The organism is Klebsiella sp. K-Nf6 (genome assembly GCF_002806655.1).
Classification (GTDB): domain Bacteria; phylum Pseudomonadota; class Gammaproteobacteria; order Enterobacterales; family Enterobacteriaceae; genus Klebsiella; species Klebsiella variicola.
Window position 1 is genome coordinate 157,602 of the sequence record NZ_PIBN01000003.1, and the last position, 11,961, is coordinate 169,562.

The 11,961-nt window shown below is 56.8% G+C and carries 11 protein-coding genes; 6 read left to right on the forward strand and 5 right to left on the reverse strand.

Annotated elements, in window-relative coordinates; genetic code table 11:
- Positions 1–56: 56 nt before the first annotated feature.
- The 5 genes from CWM61_RS07170 (at position 57) to CWM61_RS07195 (ending at position 5,874) form a co-directional block, all read left to right on the forward strand.
- Positions 57–356, forward strand: coding sequence for a YsaB family lipoprotein (locus CWM61_RS07170; protein WP_165784251.1), 300 nt, complete (start codon positions 57–59; stop codon positions 354–356).
- Between the two features lie 127 nt (positions 357–483).
- A complete protein-coding gene (glyQ, locus tag CWM61_RS07180) occupies positions 484–1,395 on the forward strand; it encodes a glycine--tRNA ligase subunit alpha (RefSeq protein WP_004205014.1) in 912 nt (303 codons plus the stop codon).
- A 9-nt stretch (positions 1,396–1,404) separates the two neighbouring features.
- Complete coding sequence (glyS, locus tag CWM61_RS07185; RefSeq protein WP_074386978.1) at positions 1,405–3,474, forward strand: glycine--tRNA ligase subunit beta; 2,070 nt, start codon at positions 1,405–1,407, stop codon at positions 3,472–3,474.
- 326 nt (positions 3,475–3,800) lie between these two features.
- Positions 3,801–3,953 (forward strand): type I toxin-antitoxin system toxin HokA, encoded by a 153-nt coding sequence (hokA, locus tag CWM61_RS07190; protein WP_004205012.1) that lies wholly within the window; start codon positions 3,801–3,803, stop codon positions 3,951–3,953.
- Between the two features lie 301 nt (positions 3,954–4,254).
- Complete coding sequence (locus CWM61_RS07195; RefSeq protein WP_100630988.1) at positions 4,255–5,874, forward strand: ATP-binding cassette domain-containing protein; 1,620 nt, start codon at positions 4,255–4,257, stop codon at positions 5,872–5,874.
- A gap of 98 nt (positions 5,875–5,972) precedes the next feature.
- Here the strand turns inward: CWM61_RS07195 and cspA are convergent, their stop codons facing one another.
- The 3 genes from cspA to CWM61_RS07210 all read right to left on the reverse strand — a co-directional run bounded on the left by cspA (position 5,973) and on the right by CWM61_RS07210 (position 8,329).
- The gene (cspA, locus tag CWM61_RS07200) at positions 5,973–6,185 is read right to left on the reverse strand and encodes an RNA chaperone/antiterminator CspA (RefSeq protein WP_004126446.1); all 213 of its coding nucleotides are present in this window, start codon (positions 6,183–6,185) and stop codon (positions 5,973–5,975) included.
- Positions 6,186–6,437: 252 nt separating this feature from the next.
- The gene (locus CWM61_RS07205; protein ID WP_061152993.1) at positions 6,438–6,728 is read right to left on the reverse strand and encodes an HTH-type transcriptional regulator; all 291 of its coding nucleotides are present in this window, start codon (positions 6,726–6,728) and stop codon (positions 6,438–6,440) included.
- Between the two features lie 245 nt (positions 6,729–6,973).
- Positions 6,974–8,329, reverse strand: a complete 1,356-nt coding sequence (locus tag CWM61_RS07210; protein WP_061152994.1) for an MFS transporter — start codon at positions 8,327–8,329, stop codon at positions 6,974–6,976.
- A gap of 441 nt (positions 8,330–8,770) precedes the next feature.
- Between CWM61_RS07210 and CWM61_RS07220 the strand changes: the two genes are divergently transcribed.
- Positions 8,771–9,481, forward strand: a complete 711-nt coding sequence (locus CWM61_RS07220; protein ID WP_061152995.1) for a DUF3053 domain-containing protein — start codon at positions 8,771–8,773, stop codon at positions 9,479–9,481.
- A 108-nt stretch (positions 9,482–9,589) separates the two neighbouring features.
- Here CWM61_RS07220 and ghrB read toward each other — a convergent pair whose 3' ends face one another.
- Entirely contained in the window at positions 9,590–10,561 is a 972-nt protein-coding gene (gene ghrB, locus CWM61_RS07225; protein WP_100630990.1) for a glyoxylate/hydroxypyruvate reductase GhrB, read from the reverse strand.
- Between the two features lie 24 nt (positions 10,562–10,585).
- Positions 10,586–11,866, reverse strand: a complete 1,281-nt coding sequence (locus tag CWM61_RS07230) for an MFS transporter (protein WP_061152997.1) — start codon at positions 11,864–11,866, stop codon at positions 10,586–10,588.
- Positions 11,867–11,961 lie beyond the last annotated feature (95 nt).

Consider the following 11,961-nt stretch of genomic DNA (forward strand, 5'->3'; position numbering starts at 1 on the left):
GTAATACTGAATCTTTACGATAACAACTTGCTAACAAGGCGGTGGAGGAGTACGTGGTGAAAGGTGTTGTTTCCGTTATGCTGGCGCTACTCCTCGCGGGTTGTAGCGAGACCATATCTCCGCCGGCGCAAAAAGCGCAGCGTGCGCGCATTACGCCGCAAACCACGCTCAATATGGCGCAGCTTTGCAAGGATCAGGCCGCTATCCGCTACAACACGCAAACGCAGCTCGTTGACGTGAACCATTTTGAACAATTCCAGGCGAGCTACGAGCTTTCGGGCCGGACCGGCAAGAATGAGCGTTTCATCTGTTCCTTTGACCCGGACGGCCAGTTTATGCATCTTTCGATGCGCTGAATCGACCCCGGCTGGCGTAAATTTCGTCCGTTTTCCTGAAACAACGCCGTTTCGTACTGTATATCTCGCAGCCAGCGGGTATACTGACTCCTTCCTTTAAATCCACACGTATCCAGCACGAAATCATATGCAAAAGTTTGATACCAGGACCTTCCAGGGCCTGATCCTGACCTTACAGGATTACTGGGCTCGTCAGGGCTGCACCATTGTTCAACCACTGGACATGGAAGTCGGCGCCGGCACCTCTCACCCGATGACCTGCCTGCGCGCGTTAGGGCCGGAGCCAATGGCGACCGCCTACGTGCAGCCTTCCCGTCGTCCAACCGATGGCCGCTATGGCGAAAACCCGAACCGTTTACAGCACTACTATCAGTTCCAGGTGGTGATTAAGCCCTCTCCGGACAACATTCAGGAGCTGTACCTCGGATCGCTGAAAGAGCTGGGTATGGACCCGACCATTCACGATATTCGTTTTGTCGAAGACAACTGGGAAAACCCGACGCTGGGTGCCTGGGGTCTGGGCTGGGAAGTGTGGCTCAACGGCATGGAAGTGACGCAGTTCACCTACTTCCAGCAGGTGGGCGGCCTCGAGTGTAAGCCGGTGACCGGCGAGATCACCTACGGTCTGGAGCGTCTGGCGATGTATATCCAGGGCGTGGACAGCGTTTATGACCTGGTCTGGAGCGATGGCCCGCTGGGTAAAACCACTTACGGCGACGTGTTCCACCAGAATGAAGTGGAGCAGTCCACCTACAACTTCGAATACGCCGACGTCGACTTCCTGTTCTCCTGCTTCGAGCAGTATGAGAAAGAGGCCCAGCAGCTGCTGGCGCTGGAGACCCCGCTGCCGCTGCCGGCCTATGAACGTATTCTGAAAGCGGCTCACAGCTTCAACCTGCTGGATGCGCGTAAAGCCATCTCCGTCACCGAGCGTCAGCGCTATATTCTGCGCATTCGCACCCTGACTAAAGCAGTGGCGGAAGCGTACTACGCTTCCCGTGAAGCGCTCGGCTTCCCGATGTGCAACAAGAATAAATAAGAGGCGGCCATGTCTGAGAATACTTTTCTGGTGGAAATCGGCACTGAAGAGCTGCCACCAAAAGCGCTGCGCAGCCTGGCGGAATCTTTTGCTGCGAACGTGACCGCGGAGCTGGATAACGCCGGCCTCGCGCACGGTAAAGTGGAATGGTTCGCCGCCCCGCGTCGTCTGGCGCTGAAGGTAGCCAACCTGGCGGCGGCGCAAGCCGATCGCGAAGTAGAAAAACGCGGCCCGGCTATTGCCCAGGCGTTCGATGCCGAAGGCAAGCCAAGCAAAGCGGCCGAAGGCTGGGCGCGCGGTTGCGGCATCACCGTTGATCAGGCCGAACGTCTGACCACCGATAAAGGCGAGTGGCTGCTCTATCGCGCCCATGTGAAGGGCGAAAGCACTGAAGCGCTGCTGCCGAACATGATTGCCAGCTCGCTGGCGAAGCTGCCGATCCCGAAACTGATGCGCTGGGGCGCGTCTGACGTCCACTTCGTGCGTCCGGTTCACACCGTCACCCTGCTGTTGGGCGATCGGGTTATTCCGGCGACCATTTTGGGTATCGCTTCTGACCGTATTATCCGCGGCCATCGCTTTATGGGTGAGCCGGAGTTCACTATCGACCATGCCGACCAGTATCCCCAGATCCTGCTGGAGCGCGGTAAAGTCATCGCCGATTACGAACAGCGTAAAGCCAAAATCAAAGCCGATGCGGAAGAGGCGGCACGTAAGATTGGCGGTCAAGCCGATCTGAGCGAAAGCCTGCTGGAAGAAGTCACCTCGCTGGTGGAATGGCCGGTGGTGCTGACGGCGAAGTTCGAAGAAAAATTCCTCGCGGTGCCGTCCGAAGCGCTGGTTTACACCATGAAGGGCGACCAGAAGTACTTCCCGGTCTACGACAACGCCGGCAAACTGCTGCCGAACTTTATCTTCGTGGCCAACATCGAGTCCAAAGATCCGCAGCAGATCATCTCCGGTAACGAGAAGGTGGTTCGTCCGCGTCTGGCCGATGCTGAATTCTTCTTCAACACCGACCGTAAAAAACGTCTGGAAGATAACCTGCCGCGTCTGGAAACCGTGCTGTTCCAACAGCAACTTGGGACCCTGCGCGACAAGACCGATCGCATCCAGGCCCTGGCGGGTTGGATTGCCGAGCAGATTGGCGCTGATGTGAACCACGCGACCCGCGCGGGCCTGCTGTCCAAGTGCGACCTGATGACCAACATGGTCTTCGAGTTCACCGACACCCAGGGCGTGATGGGGATGCACTACGCGCGCCATGACGGCGAAGCGGAAGATGTAGCCGTGGCGCTGAACGAGCAGTATCAGCCGCGCTTTGCCGGCGACGCGCTGCCGTCTAACCCGGTGGCCTGCGCGGTGGCGATTGCCGATAAGATGGACACCCTGGCGGGTATCTTTGGTATCGGTCAGCATCCGAAAGGCGATAAAGACCCGTTTGCGCTGCGTCGTGCCGCGCTGGGCGTGCTGCGTATCATCGTTGAGAAGAACCTGAATCTCGATCTGCAAACGCTGACCGAAGAAGCGGTGCGTCTGTACGGTGAGAAGCTGACCAACGCCAACGTGGTTGATGAGGTGATCGACTTCATGCTGGGCCGCTTCCGCGCCTGGTATCAGGATGAAGGCTATAGCGTGGACACCATCCAGGCCGTACTGGCGCGTCGTCCAACTCGCCCGGCGGATTTCGATGCACGCATGAAGGCGGTATCGCACTTCCGTACCCTGGAAGAGTCCTCCGCGCTGGCGGCGGCGAACAAACGTGTCTCCAACATCCTGGCGAAATCCGACGAGACGCTGAACGACATCGTTCATGCCTCGGTGCTGAAAGAAGCCGCGGAAATCAAGCTGGCCGGCAATCTGGTGGTGCTGCGCGATAAGCTGCAGCCGTACTTCGCCGCAGGCCGTTATCAGGATGCGCTGATCGAGCTGGCCGCGCTGCGCGAGCCGGTGGATGAGTTCTTCGAGAACGTGATGGTTAACGCTGAAGACAAAGATGTTCGCATCAACCGTCTGACGCTGCTGTCCAAACTACGTGAACTGTTCCTGCAGGTAGCGGATATTTCTCTGCTGCAGTAAGCGTATCGGAAATAATAAAAGACCTGCCTCAGGGCAGGTTTTTTTATGCGTGAAATATAAATAGGTGAACCGTTAATAATTCTGTTATTGATATCTTCATTATTTTCATTCATCGATAAGAAATGTTTTAGGAATATATAAACATAATTCCGAGAGGTATTTACGCTAGAATGGCGGCGGGTGCTTGAGACTGTGTGTCTCAGGTATTCAGCGGGAGACAGACAGAGAAAAGCCCCACCTGATAGTAATCAAAGTGAGGCTCCCCTATGCATCAACACCATAAGAGTAGCCTCTTACTTGTTGAAAATCAACACTGGAGGCGAGGAATGCCGCAAAAGTATCTGTTGTTTGGCTTAGTAGTGATTTGCTTCACTATTTTATTATTGACCTGGATGGTTCGTGATTCGCTATGTGAATTACAGATCAGGCAGGGAAATATTGAGCTGGTGGCATTCTTAGCCTGTGATATTAAACAGTAAGAGCATCTGGTGGGGAACTATCCCCACCATGCTTGCGGTGTCTGGCATTCTCAATGCACCCTTTCATTGTTCACCAAATAAATCATTTGCCTCCTGATATCAGGAGGCCTTTTTATTTTTACACGATCGTTGAATAAAACAGGCTTGCAACGCATACCGGAGTGTGGCTATCCTATGCCCCGACGAATTCCTCGTCTCACTGGAGCGCGCCCCACAAATGAACAAACACGACTGATGAATTTCACGCCTTACCTCGCAGACGTTGCGGGTAGGGGAGTATTGATTTCATTCAGGAGTGCTTATGGCTCATTGCGCCCACATCCCCGCTTTTGTTTTACATCAGGTCACCTGTCAGTTTGCGACGGGAGATACGCTTTTTGGTCCGCTGAATTTATCGCTGGAATCGTCGCTTTGCGGCCTGGTCGGCCGTAACGGCGTTGGTAAGACGCGTCTGCTACGTCTGTTGGCCGGTCTGGATTCCCCCGCCGACGGCTATATCGAGCGCGCGGCTTCTATTGCCTGGGTGGCGCAGCAGCCGAACGTCACGCCAGAGATGACCCTCGCGGCGCTGCTGGGCTATGCGCCAATATTTGATGCCTTGTCTCGCCTTGAGCGAGGTAACGGACTGGCGGATGATTTCGAGCTGTTGGATGGCCACTGGGATCTATCCGATCGCCTGAGTTTAGCTTTCCGTGAAGCCCATCTCCCGCCGTTCTCTGCCGATCGTCCCGCTTTTTCACTCAGCGGCGGCGAGCGGATGAAGGCCCTGCTGTGCGGCGCCTTTGTCTCGGGTGCCGATTACCTGCTGCTGGATGAGCCCACTAACCATCTGGACCGCCAGGGGCGGGAGTGGCTCTATCACCAGCTGGAAAGCTGGCAAGGCGGAGCCCTGATCGCCAGCCACGATCGCGAGTTGCTGACCCTGATGCCTGAGATTATTGAGCTGACACCGACGGCGCTGCGCAGCTACGGCGGCAACTATGATGAATATCAGCAACAGCGCGAGGCGGCGCAGCAGGCTGCGCGCGCGGCGCTGGAACATGCGGCGACCGAGCGACGACGGACCCGTGCGCGGATGCAAAAGGAGCATGACGCCGCCCAGCGGCGATCGGCTCAGACACTGCGGACCGTTGATACACTGAATATCGCCTCTTTCGAACGCGTGAAGTACAAAGGCGCGGCAAAAGAGCGCCCGGGAACGCTGCGCCGTCAGCATCGTGAACAGAACAGCACTCTGAATGCCGCCGTGCAGCAGGCACGGGAGCGGGTAGAAGACGACAATCCGGTGATGTTCACGCTGCCGGGTAGCGAAGTGGCCGCCGGCAAGCAGGTTCTGGTGGTGGAGTCATTACAGCTCGCCCATTCACCGGCTGCGCCGCTGAACTGGCGCATGGATGGTCCCATGCGCGTCGCGCTAAAGGGGCCGAACGGCTGCGGTAAAACCACCTTGCTAAAAACGCTGCTGGGGCTGGAGCAGGCCTTCTCCGGCGATGTCCGGTTGTCGGTGAGCGCGGCTTATCTGGATCAACATCTGACGCAGCTGGATCTGTCGTTATCGGTCATGGCGCACCTGAGCCTGGACGCTACCCCGCTGGATGAGGGCCTTCTGCGCACCCGTCTGGCGCAGCTCCAGCTGGGTGCGGATAAGGTCACTCTACCGCTGGCGGCGCTCAGCGGCGGCGAGCGTCTGAAAGCGGCCCTGGCGTGCGTGCTCTGGCGACGCGATCCCGCCCAGCTGCTTTTGCTGGATGAGCCGACCAACCATCTCGATTTAGCGTCGACACAGGCTATTGAAAGCGCGCTGGCGGCGTTTCCCGGCGCGATGCTGGTGGTGTCACATGACGAGGCATTTTTATACGGTCTGAAGCTGACCCATAGTCTGGCGTGGCGGGAGACGGGCTGGCACTTTTCCCTGCTCTGAATGCCCAACAGCCGCCATTGTATGCTGGCGGCTGTTGGCGACAGATAAAAAAAATCCCCGCCATCAGGCAGGGATTCTCGATTCTTAGCGGCTTGAACTTACAGAGAAGTTACGTTGCCAGCTGCCGGGCCTTTAGCGCCGCTTTCGATGGTGAAGGAAACTTTCTGACCTTCGTCCAGGGATTTGTAGCCTTCGTTCTGGATAGCAGAGAAGTGTACGAACACGTCTTTAGAACCATCGTCAGGAGTGATGAAGCCGAAGCCTTTGTCAGCGTTGAACCATTTTACGATACCAGTCATTTTACCGGACATAGTGAATTACCTTTAAAAAAAATAAGTGAGCCTTGCGGCGTAGCGGTCTGGACTACAGATTTAAACCGATAAAGGGAAAGTTCACTACGGGGGTATCTTTGGATAACCTTTGAAGGACTGCTCTATTCGACTGCTCTGTGGTCTGTACATCAAACCTGCGAGCATTAACGCACGTTCAGCACCTGATAGCAAACTTTTTTTACGGTGCAGCGGCAAAAGCCCCCTTACTGACCCATGCCGCTGCGCGCTGGATTAATCGAGTAACTGTCGTGAAAGCTGTGGATTGGCCTGAATCAGGCGCATCAATTTCAGCTCGGTAGGGGACGGTCTAACCCGTCTCGACTCCCACTCTCTTACCATGGCGACGCTCACGCCCATGGCGTTGGCGAAGTCGTCAATCTTAAGTCCAGTGCCTTTACGCAGTTGTTCAAATTCACTAAACACAGTGGACTTACGGTTTGAGGTAATTATCTGATTATCATCCTTAAAAACGATGTGTTCCAGGCTGCTCAGCAGTTCAAACACAGGATCTTTATATTCCATTGAGAACTCCTTTTATCACACAGCGGAAGAGATTTTTCTAAAGCTCTTTAAGAATAGTCAGAAAAAGGCACCCGCGATGGTAACGTCCGTGATTATTTGCCAACAGGCAATCGAATCGGGCCCGGCAGCCAAACGGCAGTAGGGCCTAATAGAATGATTATTAACGGTATCAAATGGCTTCGAAAATTTTTGTAAACGGATAAGAAAAAAGCAGATAAGCCGGCGCAGTGCCGCCGGCTTAGCGATCAGGCTTTCTGCAGGCCTCTCGCGTCGTCCGCGTTGGCCGGTGCGGGTTTACTGAACCGGTATTTGATCAACAGCGCGATGGCTGACAGGAACGCCGGGATGGCCAGCAGGGTGAATATGGTCTCAAAGGAGAGCTGCGCCTGCATGAGGAAGGCCCCGCTGAACGCGCCAAGGATCCCGCCGAAGCGGCCGATACCCAGCATCCAGGCGACGCCGGTGGCGCGCCCCTGCGTCGGGTAGAAGCCTGCCGCCAGCGCGGGCATCGACGACTGCGCGCCATTCATAATACTACCGGCGATAAACACCATCACCCCCATCAGCGCCAGGCTGCTGGTGGAGAAACCGACCAGGCAGACGCAAACGCCAGTCAGCAGCCAGCCAACGGCCACCACCTTGTTGGGATTGATCTTGTCCATCAACGCGCCGAGGATCAGCACGCCAATTCCTCCGCCAAGCGGGAACAGGGCGGTGATAATGGAGGCCTGACTCATCGAGGCGCCGGTTTCGCGGATCAGCAGCGGCAGCCAGCTGGTCAGAAGATAAAAAATCAACAGCCCCATAAAGTAGGTCAGACACAGCATCACGGTACCTACCGCGTAGCGAGGGGAGAAAATGACGCCGATAGACGATTTCTCTTTTACCTGGCCTGCTTCGCGCAGCTCAAAGTCGACGACGTCTGGTAACGGCGCGATGCGCTTCAGGATGGCGGCAATGCGCTGCGCTGGCTGCTGCTTCACCACCAGATAGCGGGCAGACTCCGGCAGCAGAAAAATTAACGCCACGGCCAGCAGGAGAGGCATCACGCCGCCCAGCACCAGCACACTCTGCCAGCCATAGTGCGGGATCATCCAGGCGGATAAAAAGCCACCCAGCGATGATCCCATCGGAAAGCCGACGAACATCAGGTTCACCAGCAGCGCCCGACGGCGCTCCGGCGCATATTCGCTCATCAGGGTGGCCGCATTCGGCATCGCCGCGCCGAGCCCGAGACCGGTCAGGAAACGCAGCAGCGTCAGCTGATTAAGGCTGGTGGCGAAGGCGGTAAGCAGGCTGAATCCGCCGAACACCACGATCGACATAATCAGCACTTTTTTGCGGCCGATACGGTCAGCCAGCGGTCCCGCGGTTAAGGCGCCGACCGCCAGACCCACCAGCGCGGCGCTCATCACCGGGCCGAGCGCCGATTTCTCCACGCCCCATTCTTGTACCAGGTCGGAGGCGATAAATCCGATGATCGCGGTGTCGAATCCGTCCATCGCGACGGTGATAAAGCAGAGCGCAAGGATCATCCACTGGTAGCGGGTGAAGGGGTGCTCGTTGATAAAGGCCTGAATGTCGATGGTTGTCTTAGTCATACGGCTTTCCTGGCAGACTGAGCGAGGGACAGAGGTCTGTTGTTATCGTCGTCCTCGCGTCGTTGAGTTTGATTTGTGCGATAATCGAACGTATCGCCGTTAATCGCTCATTCATCAAATCATTGAAGTGGGGGGCAGGCAATCCAGGCGCGCGCCAAAGCGTGCGATTATCGTCCGTTTAAGGATGCCACGCCGTACGGAGACTTTCTTAGTGCCATTAAAATCAAACGGTTATCTCAAATTCGCTTGCAGAATGTGAAGACCATATTTGTGATGTGCATAACAGACGCTCTACACCGTGACGATGGCGTGCGGAATGGCGTTTTTCCTGCGTAAGATTAGCAGTAAAGGGTATCCTGCGAGGCCGAGCTGGACTATCCTTGTCAGCGTCTGGCACGTGTGTGTCGTTGTGCGCTTTTTTTGGCTGAAAGGAGTAAAAAAATGGCGACAGGAAAGTCCTGCTCTCGCTGGTTTGCGGCTATGGCGGCCTTATTGATGGTGGTTAGCCTGAGTGGGTGTTTTGATAAAGAAGGCGATCAGCGCAAAGCGTTTATCGACTTCCTGCAGAATACGGCGATGCGTAGCGGTGAACGTCTGCCGACGCTGACCGCCGATCAGAAAAAACAGTTTGGGCCTTTTGTCTCTGACTACGCGGTAATTTACGGCTACTCGCAGCAAGTGAGCCAGGCGATGGATGCAGGTCTGCGCCCGGTGGTGGACAGCGTCAATGCTATCCGTGTCCCACAGGACTATATGACCCAGCGTGAGCCGCTGCGTCAGGCGAACGGCGCGCTGGGCGTGCTCAGCCAGCAGCTGCAGAATGCGAAAATGCAGGCCGATGCCGCGCATAGCGCTCTGAAGCAGGCTGACGATCTCAAGCCGGTCTTCGATCAGGTCTACGCCAAGGTCGTAACGGCGCCAGCCGACGCGCTGCAGCCGCTGATCCCAGCCGCGCAAATCTTTACCCAGCAGCTGGTTCAGGTGGGGGATTTCGTCGCTCAGCAGGGGACTCAGGTGAGCTTTGTGGCCAACGGCATTCAGTTCCCAACCTCGCAGCAGGCCAGCCAGTACAATACGCTGATTGGGCCGCTGGCGGCGCAGCATCAGGCGTTTAATCAGGCATGGACGGCGGCGGTGAACGCCACGCGTTAATGCCTCATCTGGCTGACGTTGGCTGCGGCGAACGAGCAGGCTGACGGAAAAGATGCAAAAAGAACCCGGGGAGGGCGGTTGCCGCCGTTACCCGGGTTTTTTTATGGCTTATTTTACCTGCGGATTAACGCAGTTTTTCTCTACATTACCGTTCAGGGCATCGATCAGGTTGTCCACCGCGCAGGCCGCCATGTTGTAGCGCGTCTCATGGGTGGCGGAGCCGATATGCGGCAGCGCGACGACGTTCGGCAGCCTCAGCAGCGGCGAGTCTTTTGCCAGCGGTTCGTGTTCGAACACATCGAGACCGGCAGCATGAATTTCACCCGCCTGCAGGGCGGCGATCAGCGCCTGCTCGTCCACCACCGGGCCACGCCCGGCGTTAATGAAGATGGCGGAAGATTTCATTTTGGCAAACTGCGCCTGACCGAACAGATGGTGGGTCTCTTCGCTCAGGGGCAGGATCAGGCAGACGAAATCGGCTTCCTGCAGCAGAGTATCGAGATCGCAATAGCGGGCGTTGAAGCGTTCTTCCGCCTGCGGATGCTGGCGGCGCGCGTTATACAGGATCGGCATGCCGAACCCGAAGTGGGCGCGCTGCGCCAGCGCCATACCGATGCGGCCCATGCCGACGATACCTAAGGTTTTATGGTGCACGTCGCTGCCGAACCAGTCTGGCCCAATGCTCTTCGTCCACTCGCCCGCTTTGACGCGCTCCGCCACTTCCACCACCCGGCGCGCGGTGCTCAGCACCAGCGCCATGACCGTATCGGCGACGGTCTCGGTCAGCACGGTCGGAGTATGCATCAGCAGCACCCGGCGGGCGTTCAACGCCTCGACGTCGAAGTTGTCATAGCCAACGGAAACGGTGGAGGTCGCACGCAGCTTCGGCATCTTCTCCAGCAGCGCGGCGTCAACCTTTTCACTGGAGCCCAGGAGGCCTTCAGCCTGGGCGAAGGCCTCTGCGTGCTGCGAAACGGTCTCCGGCTGCAGGTTTTTCACCTGGGTGACGGAAAAGTGTTCCTCCAGACGCTGTAACAGGTCGTCGGGAAGCGTTTTATAGAGAATGACAGACGGCTTCATGCGAATCTCCGTAGTAGGAATAGTTCAGGCGTGATGAGCGCCAAGCGGAAGGTTTTGATTATTAGCAGGCTTAACAATCAAAGTCAGCAATACTGAGGCGAAAAGCGCCACCCCCATAAAAATATAGGAGGCTGCGGGGCTGCCGGTGGCACCGTTCAGGTAGCCGACAAACCACGAGCCGCAGAAGGAGCCCAGAGCGCCCATACTGTTGATCAGCGCCATGGCGCCTCCGGCGACGTTACGCGGCAGCATTTCCGGAATAATGGCGAAGAAGGGGCCGTAAGGCGCATACATTGCCGCACCGGCCACCACCAGCAGGGTGTAAGAGACCCAGAAATGATTGGCGCCGACCGCCCAGGAGCCGATGAAGGCCAGTCCGCCAATCAACAGCAGCGGCCAGACGAACAGTTTACGGTTCTGCATTTTATCGGACGCCCAGGAGACGACGATCATGGCGATAGTGGCCGCCAGATAGGGAACAGAAGAGAGCCAACCCACTTCCACCATCCCCATATTTTCACCACCGCTACGGATAATCGACGGCAGCCACAGTACAAAACCGTACACCCCGATACTCCAGGCAAAGTACTGTGCGCAGAGCAGGACCACGTTGCGGGAGCGGAAAGCCTCGCTATAGTTACGCACCGCCTTGATGCCCTGCTGCTCACGATCCAGTTGTTCCTGCAACGCAGCTTTTTCACTCTCCGCCAGCCAGTTAACCTGCGACGGTTTGTCTTTCACCAGCACCCACCAGCAGAAGGCCCAGATCACCGCCGGCACCCCTTCGATGATGAACATTTCCCGCCAGCCGAAGGCCTGAATCAGGTAGCCAGAAACCACCGACATCCACAGGACCGTCACCGGGTTACCGAGGATCAGGAAGGTGTTGGCGCGAGAGCGTTCTGATTTGGTGAACCAGTTGCTGATATAGATCAGCATCGCCGGCATCACCGCGGCTTCAACGACGCCGAGGATGAAGCGGATAGCCGCCAGCGCCGGGATATTATGCACTATACCGGTCAGCGAGGCGCAACCGCCCCACAGGATCAGGCAGATAAAGATCAGTTTGCGAACGCTGCGGCGCTCCGCATAGATAGCGCCGGGGATCTGGAAGAAGAAGTAGCCAAGGAAGAACAGGGCTCCCAGCAGGGAGGAGATCCCCTTGGTGATGCCCAGGTCTTCGGTAATGCCTGCCGCGGAGGCGAAGCTGAAGTTGGCACGGTCGAGGTACGCCAGGCTATACGTGATAAACACGATAGGCATGATATACCACCAGCGTTTCGTTGCATTTGTTGAGCTATTCATAGGCTTGCCTCTGTCAATGAGGTGACATCCGTCCGTCGAAACGGACGCTGCTGTGCCGCGCTGCAGGTAGGGTACAGGACGGCTGTTATTGTTGC